Source organism: Paenibacillus sp. OV219 (assembly GCF_900110075.1).
Lineage (GTDB): Bacteria > Bacillota > Bacilli > Paenibacillales > Paenibacillaceae > Paenibacillus_Z.
Genome location: NZ_FOCJ01000008.1, coordinates 250,463 through 265,945, shown reverse-complemented (window position 1 = coordinate 265,945; position 15,483 = coordinate 250,463). Strand labels below are relative to the sequence as shown.

At 50.2% G+C, this 15,483-nt stretch carries 13 protein-coding genes; 8 read left to right on the top strand and 5 right to left on the bottom strand.

Annotated features, from left to right (window positions below):
* Positions 1-135: 135 nt before the first annotated feature.
* The 5 genes from BMY11_RS20705 to BMY11_RS20685 all read left to right on the top strand — a co-directional run bounded on the left by BMY11_RS20705 (position 136) and on the right by BMY11_RS20685 (position 7,252).
* A complete protein-coding gene (locus tag BMY11_RS20705) occupies positions 136-1,905 on the top strand; it encodes a cache domain-containing sensor histidine kinase (protein WP_090580604.1) in 1,770 nt (589 codons plus the stop codon).
* A gap of 62 nt (positions 1,906-1,967) precedes the next feature.
* Positions 1,968-3,584, top strand: coding sequence for a response regulator transcription factor (locus BMY11_RS20700; RefSeq protein WP_090580601.1), 1,617 nt, complete (start codon positions 1,968-1,970; stop codon positions 3,582-3,584).
* Positions 3,585-3,647: 63 nt separating this feature from the next.
* Positions 3,648-4,700 carry an ABC transporter permease gene (locus tag BMY11_RS20695; protein WP_256217669.1) on the top strand — a complete coding sequence of 351 codons (1,053 nt, stop codon included), beginning with the start codon at positions 3,648-3,650 and terminating at the stop codon, positions 4,698-4,700.
* A gap of 12 nt (positions 4,701-4,712) precedes the next feature.
* Positions 4,713-5,645 (top strand): carbohydrate ABC transporter permease, encoded by a 933-nt coding sequence (locus tag BMY11_RS20690; RefSeq protein ID WP_090580599.1) that lies wholly within the window; start codon positions 4,713-4,715, stop codon positions 5,643-5,645.
* Between the two features lie 95 nt (positions 5,646-5,740).
* Positions 5,741-7,252: an ABC transporter substrate-binding protein gene (locus BMY11_RS20685; protein WP_090580596.1), complete on the top strand. Its 1,512-nt coding sequence runs from the start codon at positions 5,741-5,743 to the stop codon at positions 7,250-7,252.
* Positions 7,253-7,484: 232 nt separating this feature from the next.
* Here the strand turns inward: BMY11_RS20685 and BMY11_RS20680 are convergent, their stop codons facing one another.
* The gene (locus BMY11_RS20680) at positions 7,485-7,769 is read right to left on the bottom strand and encodes a hypothetical protein (RefSeq protein ID WP_090580593.1); all 285 of its coding nucleotides are present in this window, start codon (positions 7,767-7,769) and stop codon (positions 7,485-7,487) included.
* Positions 7,770-8,113: 344 nt separating this feature from the next.
* Complete coding sequence (locus BMY11_RS20675; protein WP_090580589.1) at positions 8,114-9,373, bottom strand: alkaline phosphatase; 1,260 nt, start codon at positions 9,371-9,373, stop codon at positions 8,114-8,116.
* Positions 9,374-9,532: 159 nt separating this feature from the next.
* Between BMY11_RS20675 and BMY11_RS20670 the strand changes: the two genes are divergently transcribed.
* A complete protein-coding gene (locus tag BMY11_RS20670; RefSeq protein ID WP_090580585.1) occupies positions 9,533-9,997 on the top strand; it encodes a hypothetical protein in 465 nt (154 codons plus the stop codon).
* A gap of 54 nt (positions 9,998-10,051) precedes the next feature.
* Here the strand turns inward: BMY11_RS20670 and BMY11_RS20665 are convergent, their stop codons facing one another.
* From BMY11_RS20665 to BMY11_RS20655, 3 genes are all read right to left on the bottom strand, one after another.
* Positions 10,052-10,561 (bottom strand): hypothetical protein, encoded by a 510-nt coding sequence (locus BMY11_RS20665; RefSeq protein WP_090580581.1) that lies wholly within the window; start codon positions 10,559-10,561, stop codon positions 10,052-10,054.
* Positions 10,562-10,648: 87 nt separating this feature from the next.
* Positions 10,649-12,100, bottom strand: a complete 1,452-nt coding sequence (locus tag BMY11_RS20660; protein ID WP_177182740.1) for a stalk domain-containing protein — start codon at positions 12,098-12,100, stop codon at positions 10,649-10,651.
* Between the two features lie 240 nt (positions 12,101-12,340).
* Entirely contained in the window at positions 12,341-13,420 is a 1,080-nt protein-coding gene (locus BMY11_RS20655) for an alpha/beta hydrolase family protein (RefSeq protein ID WP_090580575.1), read from the bottom strand.
* Between the two features lie 126 nt (positions 13,421-13,546).
* On the opposite strand from BMY11_RS20655, the gene BMY11_RS20650 reads away from it, so the two are divergent.
* Both BMY11_RS20650 and BMY11_RS20645 read left to right on the top strand, forming a co-directional pair.
* Positions 13,547-13,993: a cupredoxin domain-containing protein gene (locus BMY11_RS20650; protein WP_256217668.1), complete on the top strand. Its 447-nt coding sequence runs from the start codon at positions 13,547-13,549 to the stop codon at positions 13,991-13,993.
* Positions 13,994-14,152: 159 nt separating this feature from the next.
* Positions 14,153-15,340 (top strand): LacI family DNA-binding transcriptional regulator, encoded by a 1,188-nt coding sequence (locus tag BMY11_RS20645; RefSeq protein WP_177182739.1) that lies wholly within the window; start codon positions 14,153-14,155, stop codon positions 15,338-15,340.
* The last annotated feature ends 143 nt before the right edge of the window (positions 15,341-15,483 follow it).

Sequence of the window (15,483 nt, the reverse complement as noted above, 5' to 3'; positions counted from 1 at the left end):
GGGGCAGCCCCTTCATTGTTTCCATCATGCGAATGCGACGATAGACCCAGATTTTGTTGCCGCTTTCATTTGTCTAGAGTATGCTTGAATGAGGTTGGAATAACTTGGATACTACGATGCGAGGGATGGGGGACCATGCAATTTTTGCAGTCCGTTCGGTTCAAGATCGTATTCGGCTTTTTAATGATGACTGCACCTATGGTGCTCTTTCTCATCTACAACAATGTGTATGCGACGAACGTTGTGCGTGACCAAATCTCGCTGCACTATAACAACCTGATGGAGCAGCAGGTGAAGAATAACGACGCCATTCTCCAGGAAACGATGCGTTATTTATATCGCATGCAAGGCGACCCGGACATTCAAACGATACAGTTGCTGTCTCTGCAAAGCGACGATTCGGATTATACGATGGCGAAGATGGAGCTGACTCGGCGCTTCTTGCTCGATACAGGCTACTACAATAAAGTCGACACCTTCTTCGTTTATTCCCGCAAAGATGACGATATGTTCTTCTCCACTCAATACAGCTTCCACTTCGCTGAAGTGCAGGATGCTCTGCTGAATTACACCACGAAGCTTGCCTCGAAGAATTTGCCTGAAGAGACGCAGCGCTGGGAGCGCTTCTCCATTCCGCACGACACCAATTATCTCATTAAAACGGTCGATCTTGGCTCCGGCGTCTATATGGGAGCGCTGGTACAAATTGACCGATTAAACGAAGAACTCAGCAAATTTGACGTTGGTCCCGATGGGGCGACGTTTGTCGTTGATCCAGCAGGTAATCCGCTGACGAACTCTCCGCTGCCAGTCGTTCAAGAGACGGTCGTGCATAACGATATCGTGGAGATGACCAAGCAGGGACGAACGACATGGAACCACAATCATTTTCTCGTCATAACACAGCCCTCAGCGATTTCTGATATTCACTATATGATCGTTATCCCCGAAACGTATACGCTCAAAAACTTGCCGTATTTTCAAAAAATGCTGTATATCTGGATCCCGCTGACCGTTGCCATCGTCTTATCCTTCTATTGGCTGTTCTTGCAGAGGGTGATGTTCAAGCCTTTAGTCGCGCTCATCCGCGGTATGCGGAAGCTGGGCCAAGGGGTATTCCATGTACGGCTGCCGGTCAACCCCGGTAACAGCGAATTTGCCTTCATGTCGAGCACGTTCAACTTAATGGCTGAACAGATCGAGAAGCTCAAAATCGACGTGTACGAGGAGCAGATTCGCGTGCAGAAGGCAGAGTATAAACATCTCCAAATCCAAATCAATCCTCATTTCTATATGAACAGCCTCAATATTATTTATAATTTGGCCGCACTGAAGGACTACAAATTGGTGCAGAAGATGAGCCTGCATTTGGCTGACTACTTCCGTTTCTTAATGCTCGGGCATCGGACGGTGGTTGCGCTGGAGGATGAAATCCGGCATATCGAGCATTATTTGGAAATCCAAAAAATCCGTTACGTGACGAAGCTTGAATATGAGATTCATGTGCTCCCCGAGCATTTACCGGTCCAATTGTCCCCGCTGCTGCTGCAGCCCTTCGTCGAAAATTCGGTCATACACGGGTTCAGCAAGAAGGTTCAAGACGGCAAGCCGTTCCGTATCGACATCTCCTCAAGCCATGATGATGAGAAGCCGGAGCAATTCCTCATGCTGACAATTGTGGACAACGGCCCGGGATTTCCTGATGCCTTTATGGAGGATTTGCAAAGCGGCGCGGATATTAATGAAGCAGGCGAGCATCATCTAGGGATCTGGAACATTCGCCGCCGATTCCGTATGCTGTACGGCGATGATGGCGGGATTACCTTTCAGAACGGCGAGTCCGGAGGTGCAATCGTCCGTATGCGCCTGCCACTTCGCGGGACAAGCACATTCGAAGACGGATAATAACGTTTTTCTTTTCTCATACTCATACACCTACTCATACGATATGGAAGGGGACTGCTCGGATGGTTAGAATGCTTGTCGTCGACGATGAAATCTACGCGCTGAAAGGCATTACACAAGGCATCGATTGGAGCGATTTACCGATCCACAAAATTATGGAGGCCGAGGATACAGCCGGGGCTATCCTGCTGTTGGAGGAGCATCCCGTGGATCTTATCATCTCCGATATTGAAATGCCCGGCCTCGGCGGACTGGAGCTGCTTCGTTGGACGCGGGATAACCGCCCTCACACGCTGACCATCTTCCTTACGGGGCATGCGAGATTCGATTACGCACAGGAAGCGCTGCATAACGGCTGCTTCGACTACATATTGAAGCCTGTCGATCACGATGCGTTGAAGGAAGTTGTGAAACGCGCTTTGGTCGAGATCGAGCTGCGAAGAGAACAGCAGCAATTCGAGGAGATCATCGAACTCGGTAGGAGACAATGGAAGAACCAGCTCCCCATCCTGGTGGAGCGTTTCTGGCAAGAACTTCTATCTGGCCGTGTACGTCTGACTCCTGAGCGGCTGAAGCGGCAATTCGATTACTTCGATATTCCGCTAGGTGAAGGCAGTAAGGTGCTTCCGGTTCTGCTCAGCATCGAACAATGGGATATCGAGCTCGATGCGCGCGACGAGAGCATCATGGAGTACGCTCTGCGGAAATCGGCTGCGGAGATTATTTTAGGGGAATGGCCAGGCACTGTGCTGCAAGACCGTAACGAACTGAACATGGTACTGCTGTATTTGAACGACGACGATCCCGCTGATCGTGCTGCTTTGCTTCGGAAATGCAATGAATATGTGGCGGCCTGCCAAAGTTATTTCCATTGCAGAGTTTCCTGTTATGTGGGGGAAGGCTCTGGGTTAGGCGGACTTGCCAGCTCGCTTGAGCGGCTGCAGCAATTGGAGCGGTCCAATGTGTCCGCCCCACAGTCTGTCCAGGACGCAGCTGCATGCGGCTATGAAATGAGTGCTGCCGGTGCGGGCATTCAAATTCCTTCGTTCGCGGATTGGGGAGCACTGCTCGATAATGGCGGTTATGAACAGCTGGGCATGGTGGTCGAAGACACATTGAAGCAGTGGCAGACCGAGCAAGCAAGCCGCGAAGCGCTCGAGCTATTCCACTATGGCATGATGAGCATGCTGTATCGCGTCGCTTATCGCAAAGGCTTTTCCATCTACGATGTATTCACAGTCAGTGAGTTGAAAGAGTATCAAGTTCCGCGAAGTTCAATCCAGCTGCTGGCATGGGCCGCCAAAATGGTCTACAAAATGGGACAAGCCATCGCGGAGCGTCCGCGCGATGCTTCCGCCGTCATTGCGAAGGTTCAGTCGTACATCCATGAGCATTTGCATACGGAGTTGACCCGGGACGACATCGCTGCTTCTGTATATCGCAACCCAGCTTATCTATCGCGTCTGTACCGCAAAGAGACAGGAAACTCCTTATCGGACTATATTACGGAAATACGTATCGAACGCGCGAAACGATACTTGATCGAAACGAACGACAAAGTGAGCAACATTGCGGAAGAAGTCGGCTATGTCCATTTCTCCTATTTTGCCAAGCTATTTAAGAAGATGACAGGCTTATCCCCCCAGGAATATCGCAAAATGAATCAAATTATGCATTAGCCACAAAATGCTAGACTCCCCCTAATGTCACCACAGTGCTATGTCAGTCACCGGAGTAGATAGATGACTAATCTCCCATTCCTTTACAATGAAGGTACAAGAGAAAGCAAGGATGGTGATGAGATGACGCCAACGACAGAAGCTGTGGACACCGCTAAGAAGACGTCTGTGCCGAAGTCGCGAACCAAGCAAAACATCGGCTATTGGAAGAGATTTGGGTCATTTTACATCATGATGGCTCCGGCACTGCTTGTGCTGCTACTGAACAATTACATCCCGATGATCGGCTCCTTGATCGCCTTTAAGCAAATTGAGTATACGGCCGATAGTTTCATCCAAAGCTTTCTGGACAGCAAGTGGGTCGGTCTAGCCAACTTCGACTACTTGTTCAGCACGACCGACGGTTGGATGATTACCCGCAACACGCTCCTGTACAACGCTGTATTCATCTTCTTGAATTTGGTCGTCGGCGTTACGTTCGCCCTCCTCTTTAATGCCATGAGAAACCGCCGGTTGGCGAAGCTGCACCAGTCGGTCATGTTCCTTCCTTACTTTCTGTCGATGATCGTCATTTCGTATCTTGTATACGCTTTCTTAAATCCGGACATCGGTATCATGAACAAGGTGGTACTTCCTTGGTTCGGGATTGAGCCAATCGACTGGTACACGGATCCGAAGTGGTGGCCGATCATTCTGCCCCTCATTAATACTTGGAAAGTGATCGGGTATTACGCGGTTATCTTCTTGGCAGCTATTATCGGAATCGACCAAGAGTACTACGAAGCGGCAACGATAGACGGTGCCTCCAGATGGCGTCAAATCCGCAGCATTACGCTCCCATTGATTCGCCCGGTTATTATCGTTCTGACTCTGCTGCAGATCGGCCGCATTTTCTATTCCGACTTCGGATTGTTCTTCCAGGTCACTCGCAACTCGGGAATCCTCTACGATACAACGCTCGTCATCGATACCTACGTCTACCAAAGCTTTATTGTAAGCGGCGATATCGGCATGGCTTCCGCGGCTGGCCTCTATCAAGCGTTCGTCGGGTTCATTCTGGTGCTGCTGTCAAATTTGGTCATTCGTCGGATCAGCAGAGACGATGCATTGTTCTAAGGGGGGCTCGTAATGAATACAGCTGCAGCTGCAGCCAAACGAAAAAAAAACTTAAATGAAATCGCAAGCTTACCAAACTTTCTAATTAACGGTTTCTTCTGGTTCTACACGATTCTTTGCGTACTGCCTCTCCTTCTCGTAATCGCGGTATCTTTCTCGGATGAGAATAGCGTGCTGGTAGACGGCTATAAGCTGTGGCCCGAGAAGTTTAGTACCTCGGCATACGACTTCCTTCTCAGTGACTGGGCGAGCATCGTCAGATCGTACGGCGTCTCCATCCTAATCACTTTAGTCGGAACAATGATTGCGCTTATTACGATGTCGCTATATGCCTATCCGATATCCAGACAAGACTTTCCGCATCGCAAAGTGTTCTCCTTCATCATGTTCTTCACCCTCCTGTTCAACAGCGGACTTGTTCCTTTCTATCTGCTGTATACACAGGGCTTGCATCTGCGGGATAACTTATGGGTTCTTATGATTCCTATGTTCGTTCAGCCCTTCTTCGTCTTACTTATTCGTACCTTCTTCACTCATTCCGTACCGCCTGCGCTCTTGGAATCTGCAAAAATCGACGGGGCCGGCGAGTGGCGCATATTCGCCCAAATCGTTCTGCCACTCTCACTACCAGTCCTTGCGACCGTCGGCCTGTTCTGTACGCTGACCTACTGGAACGACTGGTTTCTGAGCTTACTCTTCATTAATGAAGATACGCTCTATACGATCCAATTCCGCATGTATCAGGCACTGCTCGATATCACCTTCCTGAGCGCCAACTCGACGGCTTACTCGGCGCTTTTGGCTCAAAACCCTGATTACCAGCTGCCTACAGAAACGGTAACTATGGCAATGGCGGTTGTCGGTATTGGCCCTATCGTGTTCGCTTACCCTTTCTTCCAGCGCTTCTTCATCAAAGGCTTGACTGTCGGAGCGATAAAGGGGTAACGAGCGAATATTAGTTGGTATTCACGAACGGCTCGGTCCGGTTGCATCCGGTTGAGTATACATCGCATTTAAACTTATAAGGGAGGCACTACCACATGTTCGTAGGAAAAAGAAAGCTGGGAAGAAGCATCTCTCTCATTGTAGGGGGGGCTAGCTTAGTTTTATCCGCGTTACCGGTAGCGAGCGCAGCATCCAGCAGTTCACTTGCGCCTTACAAGCTTACTTTGTACTACCCTGGCTCTCCGGCGAAGGATGAGGCTAAAGTTGAAGCGAAGATGAACACTTATTTAAAGTCCAAAATCAATGCGACGATTGACTTGATCCCGATCGATTGGGGCCAGTGGGACAGCAAAATGAACCTGCTCAAAGCAAGCCGCGAGCCGATGGATGTTATCTTTACAGCGCAATGGAATGGCCATGCGAACGACGTAGCTAAAAATGTGTTTCTGGCGCTTGACGATTCTAGAGGACCTGCTGGCAACTTGATCGCCCAATATGGCAAAGACATAACCCGGACGCTGGATTCTGCTTTCCTGAAGGGCTCTAAGGTTAATGGCCATAACTACGGCATTCCGACGAACAAAGAATTGGCTGCCCAAGGCGGCGTCATCTACCGCAAAGATATCGCCGACCGACTCGGCCTGACCACGCAGCTGAACACTGTCAGATCTGTTAAGGATCTCGTTCCGATTCTGGCAACGGTCAAGAAGAAAATGCCGAGCATGACACCGCTCTTCTTGCGTGACGGCGACAACTTCAACTCCCACTATTTCATGCAACAGGATTACCTTGGCGATACGACAATCGAAGGACTAATTCGCAAAGACGGCACAAGCACCAAAGTCATTACAAGATTTGACGACAAGCAGTATATGGACCAGCTGTCGCTCACCCGCGACATTTTCAAGAAAGGGTATATCAACAGAGATGCCGCAACGACGCAGCTGTCCGGCCAGGATGCCCTGAAGAAAGGCAACGTCTTTATGATCGTCGCATCGCTGAAGCCAGGTAAAGATGCCGAGCTCGGCATTGCAGCGAACTTGGCAGGCAAGCTGAAACAAATTAATATGACGGGCCGTACGGTATCGACCGGCGAAACAGCGGGCTCTATGCTCGGTATTTCCTCTACGTCCAAAAATCCGGCACGTGCGATGATGTTCATCAACTTGCTCCACTCTGACAAATACTTAAACAATCTGCTTAACTTCGGTATCGAAGGCACGCATTACAAGAAAGTATCTAACGAAATCATTAAACCTGGTCCGAACGCAGCGAACTACAATCCAGGCGCGACATGGATGTTTGGTAACCAGTTCTTGAACTATGTTTGGAATACGGAATCTCCGGACAAATGGGCTCAGTTTAAAGCGTTCAACAAAGGCGCGAAGCTGTCGCCGGCACTTGGCTTTACCTTCAACGCTCAGCCGGTGAAATCGCAAGTAGCCGCTCTCGTTACCGTCCGCAGCAAATATATTGCCGGACTCGAAACAGGCGCAATCGCCCCTTCGAAAGCGAAAGAATTCCAGAAGAAAGAAGTCGCGAACGGACTCGATAAAGTGCTCAAAGAGAAGCAAAAGCAATTAAACGCGTTCCTTAGATCGAAGTAAGCGTGAATAGTAAAAAGCGAACCATGGGCGCTTGTCCGTGGTTCGCTTTTTCGTGTTTATGGCAAGAGCCCACCGACCAACCGAGCCGGTTTCTGCCCATGTAGTCCACCAGACCAGCTACTTTCTCCCATTGCGACGGATTTCCGCTAATGTAGTCCACCAGACCAGCTACTTTCTCCCATTACGTTAGATTTCCGCTATTGTAGTCCACCAGACCAGCTACTTTCCCCCATTACGACGGATTTCCGCTAATGTAGTCCACCAGACCAGCTACTTTATCCCTTTGCGACGGATTTCCGCTAATGTAGTCCACCAGACCAGCTACTTTATCCCTTTGCGACGGATTTCCGCCAATGTGGTCCACCAGACCAGCTACTTTCCTCCATTGCGACGGATTTCCGCTAATGTGGTCCACCAGACCAGCTACTTTCTCCCATTGCGACGGATTTCCACTAATGTAGTCCACCAGACCAGCTACTTTCTCCCATTGCGACGGATTTCCACTAATGTAGTCCACCAGACCAGCTACTTTCTCCTATTGCGACGGATTTCCGCCCATGTGGTCCACTAGACCAGCTACTTTATCCCTTTGCGACGGATTTCCGCTAATGTAGTCCACCAGACCAGCTACTTTATCCCTTTGCGACGGATTTCCGCCAATGTGGTCCACCAGACCAGCTAATTTCCCCCATTACGCCGAATTTCCACTAATGTAGTCCACCAGACCAGCTAAGTCGCTCTCAATGTAGATACCTCCGTCAACAACACAAAAACCCCCACCAGCGCCAACTAGGCGGGATGGGGGCACCATATCGGGAGCGCGGACTGGGCTCGGCTGAATCCAGTCACCTCGCACAAAACTTATTTCTTAAACCCAAGCGATTGCATCAGCTTCGTGAAAATCTCCGTGTTCTCATACACGCCCGAGAACAACTCCGCGTTCTTGCCTGTTGCAGTAACTGGCACGTCAACCGCTGTGTGGCCGGACGTTGTCCAGTCGACAACGAAGTTCAGCTTCGAGTTCGCGATTGCGAATGGACCGTCTTCCTTCGAGATGCCATCGCCACTCTCGTCATCCGCGCTTACCTCTTCGATGGAGAAGCCGCCTGTTTCATGGTCAGCGAGCACAAGCACGAGCGTGTCCGGGTTCTTCTTCGCGTAATCCTTCGCTACTTGAACCGCGCTGTCCAGCTGCTGGCCTGCTTTGATCGTCATCTTCGCATTGTTGCTGTGCGCGAACTCATCTGTTCCCTCTTCCTCGACCATCAGGAAGAAGCCCTTCTTATTCGCCGACAGTGTATCAATTGCTTTCTTCGTCATGGCAGGCAGCGAAACGACTGGATTGTAGATGTCGCCTTCGCCCTCTGGACGCTGCTGGAACATTTCTTCATTCGAGAACAGGCCGAGCAGCTTGCCGCCTTTAGCTTTTGCCAGATCCGTCTTGTTCGATACGAAGCTGTAGCCGAGCTGCTTCGCTTTGTTCACGAGATTGCCTTGCGTACCTTTGCTCTTCTCGGATGGATCTTCAGCCGGCTCGTCCTTGAACTTGCCCGGTTCGCCTGCAGGGTACCAGAAGTCTTCACCGCCGCCGAGAATAACGTCGATCTTGCTCTTCGTCAGGTATTGCAGCGCGATATCGCTTTGCAACGCACGGTTCTCAACATGCGCGCCAAAAGCTGCGCCAGTCGCATCTGTTACTTGGCTCGTCGTCACGACACCAGTTGATTTGCCCGCATCCTTCGCATATTCCATAATCGTCTTCACAGACTTCTTGTTCTCATCCATACCGATTGCACCGTTATACGTCTTCACGCCGCTTGCAAAAGCAGTCGCAGCCGCAGCAGAATCCGTTACCGGAATTGTAGAGCTCGTGTGTAATAGACCGACATAAGGCATTGTATCCATAGCCAGCTTGCCCTTCTCACCGACTGTTGCAAGGCGAATCGCGTCACGCTGTGCTGTTCCCATACCGTCGCCGACAAACAGAATTACGTTCTTCGTTTGCGAGGATGCTGCGTTCACAGGTGTTGAAGGTTGCGCAGCGACACTGCTCGTAATTGCAACTGCAGCTAATGCTGTCACCGTAATCGCGCTTTTCATACCTTTGCCTAACCGTTTCATTCATTCTACCTCCTCGTAATAGTTACGTGTTTATCTTAATGCGCTTCTATTAAGAGGATGTTTTCCGTATATGTATGTTTTGTTAATGGGATACATAAATGTAACCAGAATCCATATTTTCTCAATTACTAGCTGCTGCCGTGAGCGATGTGGACAAGGGTGGCATACACTAGCACAAAGGAGGGATGTCCACTGAGTAAATTACTAGATGCCCGCACCTCGCAAAATGCTTCTAACGGCAACTCAATCAACATCGAGCTGCTAGCCGATACGCCTACAATGATCGGTGTTGTCGGTCTGATCGTCACCGGCGCATCCGGCATTATCCGCGTCCAGCTGTCCGGCATAGCCGCCATTGATATTCCTGAGAAGCTGCCCGAGGAAAAGGTTGTTGCCCTTGGCGCGATCCGAGGAACACTGCCAACTGACCCGATTATCGGCTACACCCGTTACGAGTTCAGTCGAGCCGAGTCCGGCGTGAAGATTCTCCATCTGACCGCATCCGACTACAATGTTCCTTTTCCCGCTTCGCATGAGCTTGTCTACTCGCTCTTTTTATTTTCGTCTGAAGGTTGCACACGTATCGGCCCCGAGAGCTTTAATGCCAGCGCCTTCTCGGATTAATTCATTCACCAGAAAAAAGATGACTCCCGTCCATACAGGAGTCATCTCATCTTTCTATGTCGTTCCGGCTGCGGCGATGCCATTCAGTACAGCAGGACCACTCAGCTCGAACCGATACGAGTAAAACGGATTGTCCACACGGATGAACATCGTGTAACGAATCTGTCCAGCCATAACCGCAGCGGCAGGCGGAAAATCCCCGGCATTAACGCTTAGCGGCGCAATCGTCAATTGAAGCAAGCTTACGTCCACAACCTCTTCCCAAATAACCGTCCCCGTACCGGCAGTCCCCGTACCGCCCCGTTCAATGCTTATCGTTATGAACGAGGTGAGGATAGCTTCTTCTGTTACGATGATGATATCGGGATCATAAAACTTGATAACGGATACCGTTCCCGTCAACAATACGCGAACATTGCTCACGTTCATAGAAGCTGCACCTGCGGTTTGCACACCGATGTCTCCGATCAACAGCGGCGTATTCGTCAGCTCCGTATCGCCGCCGCTCGTATTCGAGTGCACCGACAGCCGCATGTCCAGAAATTGGTTAGCCAGCTTGACCACCTCCCTACTCTTTCCATATAGGATATGATCATTCGCTCATAGAGGAAGGGGATAGCTGCGTATTTGCACAAACGAATAAAACTACAATCATTTCATTGTGATCGTAATGCGGCTCTCCTGCTGCACCCAGTCCACTTTCGCGCCAAGCGATTCACTAATGAAACGTAGCGGCAAATAGACCGTGCCATTAACAATAAACGGCTCGACGCTCATCTTAATCGTTTTTCCATTCAATGTGTGATTGCTTGACATGAAGTTGACTTCGATTTGGGTTGCAGTATCCGCACTCTGAATGGTCGCTTTTTTGCTATATAAATCCCATTTTACTGCTGCTCCCATTTTCTCGAAAATCGAACGAAGCGGAACGAATGCTTGCCCATCTTGAATGATAACTCCGTTGCTAAGCGCAATATTGTCTCCGTTCAGCTCGACTGTTATCGGTTTCTGGACAGCCACAGGCGTCGTGTACTGAAACTCGTAATCGCCTTTGCCGAGCATGGCCTCTTTGTTGACGCCCCATCCCCACAGCGTACCGTCGCTCTTCTGCATAATGAGATGGCGGGGTCCGGCTTTAACGCTGCTAATACGTGTAGCCAGAAGCTCGAAGCGAGGGGCAACAGACATCGTCTCCAAATTAATTGACGTGCTATACATACTGCCATCCTTGGTCAAAGCAAGCAGTGTACGTTCCACGACAAAAGCATCGGCCACCCCGCTTAAGCTCGTAATCTGTATCGGCGTTTGATCGTGCAGAACCGTTCCATCAGACACTCCTGTGAACGTCACTCCCCAGAACCAGAGATGCGACTGCTTGTCTATCGCCACCGTTGAATTTCCATTGCTTCTGATCATTTGAATATCAGACAGTTCCGACAGCCTGGTCGCGGAGCTCGTATCTACCGCCCAAACGGTCCCGTCCTGCTTAAGCGCGAACTTGTTGCTTACATCTACGACGTGATCAAGATTACTAACCTGATAAACCTCGCCGAGCTTATCCTCACTCTTCCATACCGTTCCGTCGGTCTTCAGAAAGAGCTGCTGCTGATTATAGCTTGGGGATTCGATAAAGAGGCTCATATTCTTCACATGATCGAGCCCGTCAACTTGCTTCATGCTGCCCCAGTCAAGCGTAGTCCCATTCAATCGTGGTGTAACGAATACATCCCCATCCTTCTCGATGATAAAAGTCTTCTCCCACGCATCTGTAATCGAAGCGATATCCGTCAAAGTTGGGATAGGCTCCAGCTTATATGCGGTCGCAGATGAAGTCGGTTCCCAGTGCCAGACAGACAAGTCCTTCTTCATAATGACCCGATCAGCATAAGAAGCCGCAACGTCCGAAAGTTCATGAATTTGGGTGGGAACCGAATGGTTCTGTCCCCATATCCAGTAGGTGCCGTCCATCTTAATGAGCGAATCGATACCAAAATCTCTAATCGTGGATTGGCTCGCTGCTTCTGCAGCACTAGCGTTAGCCGCTCCTACGAAAAATGTAAGCAGGCTCATCGCGAGTGTTGCTGGAATGATAACCTTCATCATGTGAGTACGCTCCTGTTCTACCATTTATTAGACAGCTTTTATACTCACCTAAGACGCCAAGGAAGCAAGTAAGGTTGCATCATTTCACTTCAGAGAGAATCACTCAACAAAAAAACTGCCGATCCGTATGGATCAGCAGTTCGTCGTCAACAGGCGTTTCTATTAGGTCTCTATTATCCTCTCTTTCTCGCGAGGAACAGAGCAACGGCTTGCGGCCGGTTAACAGTCCCCCCGTGAGCTTTAGCTTGCCGAATGCCCGTCACTGCGAATAACACTTAAACCTGCATACGATTGAACCCGGTTCGTGTGCTGCCCTGCCGCGCCGCAGACATGCTCCATCATGAAGTCCGCGATTGCCGTGCCAATAAGCTTATGCTTCTGTGCGATGCTCGCGTCCGCCATAAATAGAGGCACGTCGCTGAACGAGAGATGATTCGCGCCGTGGACGCGCACGAAGCATTGATAGCCTATCAACACATCGGCAAGCTGCCGCTGGCCCGCTATTGTCTCGCTGGCAAGCGATTCCGACCAACCGCTGCTGAGCAGCATTTCATATGTGGACGCATTTTGGCGCATGAGCAGAACTGGTATTTGAAGCAGTTTGCTGACGGAACCGAGCATATGAAGGCTTGGATCGAGCAAAACCCCTGCTTTCACAGAAGGGCTTCTGCCCAGCAAATGATATACAGCAGCACCGCCGAGTGAATGCCCTACTATACCTACCTGTTGTAGATTCAGTCGGTTTCGCAGAAGTGCGTCTTGCTCGTTCATCACCTCTAGCTGATTGAGTACAAAAGTAAGATCCTGTACGCGCACCTCTAGCAGCGAGTTCCAGCTTTGCCAATCCGTCAATTGCAGATTCGTTAAGGAAGGAAGCTGCGCAATCTTCTCGCCGTCCGGGAATACCGTAAACACCGATTCATAGGTGGCGCCGACGGTCAGCACAACGAAGCCGCTCCGCACCAGCTTCCGCACAGCGAACGAGTACATATCCCGCTCAATGCCGAAGGCCGGTGATAGAATAACGACCGGGTAAGAAGCAGCAGTAAGATTAGGCTCTGCCAATAAAGCATCGTTATAAATGTCCGTTTGTAAGGAAGCGATATACGCCGGATCTACGCCATTGCTGCGCAAGAAAGCGAGCGCGGCCGCTTGACCCGGCTCGAACAATTGCGGATAAACAGGCAGCGGCAACGCTTCATCCACTTTCGCTGAAGGGTAATAGATACTGACCATGATCCGTCTGGACCCGCCATCACTGGCAAAAGGATTATTCCTGCCCGTGTCTGTGAGCAACCTCGTCGTGCGGCCTATTGGCATCGCCAGCCCCCTCCTCTATCTCCTCTAAATAAATTCTCCACAGATAGAATCGTTCCTTTCATACTATTTTAATGTAGCTCTGCTAGAATGGAAAATGTAGCCAACATTTGGGGGAGTGATATAATCGTGAAAGCAAAAACAGGGATGCTAATCTTAGCGCTCATCGTTACAGCAGCCATTGCCAGCGCTTGCGGAAGTAATTCGGACAACACGAACTCAGGCAAAAGCAATACAACATCTAATACCACCACCACGAACAACTCAACCAACAATACAAAAGAAGCAGACAGCGCATCATCGGGCGCAACACACGAGATTAAGCTCGGGGCCAAAGATTTCGAGTACGATCAGAAGGAAATTCACGTCAAGAAAGGTGAGCATGTGAAGATTACGCTTGCAAGCGATGATGGCGGCCACGGCTTCACAATTCCTGACTACAGCGTAGACATCCAAGGCAATGGCAGCGCCGAATTCGATGCAGCGAACGCTGGCACCTTCGAATTCCATTGCTCCGTTATGTGCGGCTCCGGACATCGCGATATGAAGGGCACCATTATTGTAGATGAAGCTTAATGTTTAATCATACGAGCAGAACGAGACGCAGATAACCGACAGGTTACTGCGTTTTTGCTTTTTCCGCTAACCTTGCCTGCTATTGTGCATATCGCCGACCTTGCCTTATACTAATTAAAATATATATTAATGCATCGGCACAAAGTTGGAGGAGCACCCTTGAGCGAACGTAAACCTCGCTATCAAATCATTATCGATTACTATACAGACCAAATCGGAACCGGGCAGCTGCACGCAGGAGATAAGTTGCCGACCGGACCGGAGATTGCTGAGCAGTTCAGCGTCAGTGCCATTACGGTAACCAATGCCATGCGTCAGTTGGAGACAAATGGCCTCATTAAGCGAATTAAGAAAGCAGGCACATTCGTCACTGAGCGGCCGGAGCCTTCGCATTTTGCACTAGCGGAATCCCGTTCTGGGGCTATATTCGCATTGGATCCTGCTGCCCCTGCCTCTCACCACGCTATGCCTGTGATCTCGCTCGTTATGCCTTTTAGCGAAACGGTAGGCTATGAGATTTTTCGCGGGGTAGAAGAAGAATGCGCGAAGCAAGGGCTGTACGTCACCTTTCATAATTCCAAATACGATGACAGCGTCGAGCGCAGCATTATCCAGAGGCTGACCAAGGACCACGTGAGCGGCATTATCGTTTATCCCGTGTCGAGCTACAAGAACATCGACGTATTCAGCAGCCTCACCATTGAAGGCATCCCGTTCGCCCTCATCGACCGCAACATCGAAGGACTGGATGCGCCGCTCGTCATCTCCAACAACGTGGAAGCGGGCTATAATCTCGCTTCACATCTCCTTAAGCTCGGCCATACCCGGATCGCTTTTGTGTGCCAATCGTGGAAAGAAGCCGTGTCCGTCAGCGACCGGTACAAAGGCTACTGCAACGCGCTTATCGAAGCTGGCATTCCGCCTATGCCGGAATGGCTCATCAACATTGATGAGATTCGCTCCGCCACCGAATACATGGAGCTGCTCGCAGAGCCGGCGCAAGAAGGCGAGTTCATGCTGTCCAAGCTGCTCTCGCTTGATCCGGCACCAACGGCTGCCGTTGTCGTGAACGACTATACTGCCACAAGGCTATTGAAAACCGCATTGCAAGCAGGCGTAGCCGTACCGGAGCAGTTGTCCATTACCGGCTTCGATAATCTCTCCTTCACCGAGCATTTGGAAGTGCCGCTAACGACGATCGAACAGGATTTCTACAGCATCGGCCGAGAAGCCGCGAAGCTCGTCTTAACCCCAGAGCGTGGACAAGACAGCAATAACAACAAGCTCGTGCTTAGCACGAAGCTGATCGCCAGACAATCGACCAGTGCACCGCCGTCATTCCCGTGAACATCCGCTAACCAACCGATAAACGCACTGTCTCCACCCCGTGACCACAAGGTCACGGGCTTTTTGTATATATTTTAATTTACAAGAAAATTGGACTTCGTTATTATTAAAATATACTTTATTCGATAATTCAGGAGGTCGCC

Coding starts and splice junctions, on each gene's coding strand:
- BMY11_RS20655 (WP_090580575.1), bottom strand. CDS start 13,420: ATGCCAATAGGCCGCACGACGAGGTTGCTCACAGACACGGGCAGGAAT.
- BMY11_RS20685 (WP_090580596.1), top strand. CDS start 5,741: ATGTTCGTAGGAAAAAGAAAGCTGGGAAGAAGCATCTCTCTCATTGTA.
- BMY11_RS20700 (WP_090580601.1), top strand. CDS start 1,968: ATGGTTAGAATGCTTGTCGTCGACGATGAAATCTACGCGCTGAAAGGC.
- BMY11_RS20705 (WP_090580604.1), top strand. CDS start 136: ATGCAATTTTTGCAGTCCGTTCGGTTCAAGATCGTATTCGGCTTTTTA.
- BMY11_RS20690 (WP_090580599.1), top strand. CDS start 4,713: ATGAATACAGCTGCAGCTGCAGCCAAACGAAAAAAAAACTTAAATGAA.
- BMY11_RS20675 (WP_090580589.1), bottom strand. CDS start 9,373: ATGAAACGGTTAGGCAAAGGTATGAAAAGCGCGATTACGGTGACAGCA.
- BMY11_RS20660 (WP_177182740.1), bottom strand. CDS start 12,100: ATGATGAAGGTTATCATTCCAGCAACACTCGCGATGAGCCTGCTTACA.
- BMY11_RS20695 (WP_256217669.1), top strand. CDS start 3,648: ATGACTAATCTCCCATTCCTTTACAATGAAGGTACAAGAGAAAGCAAG.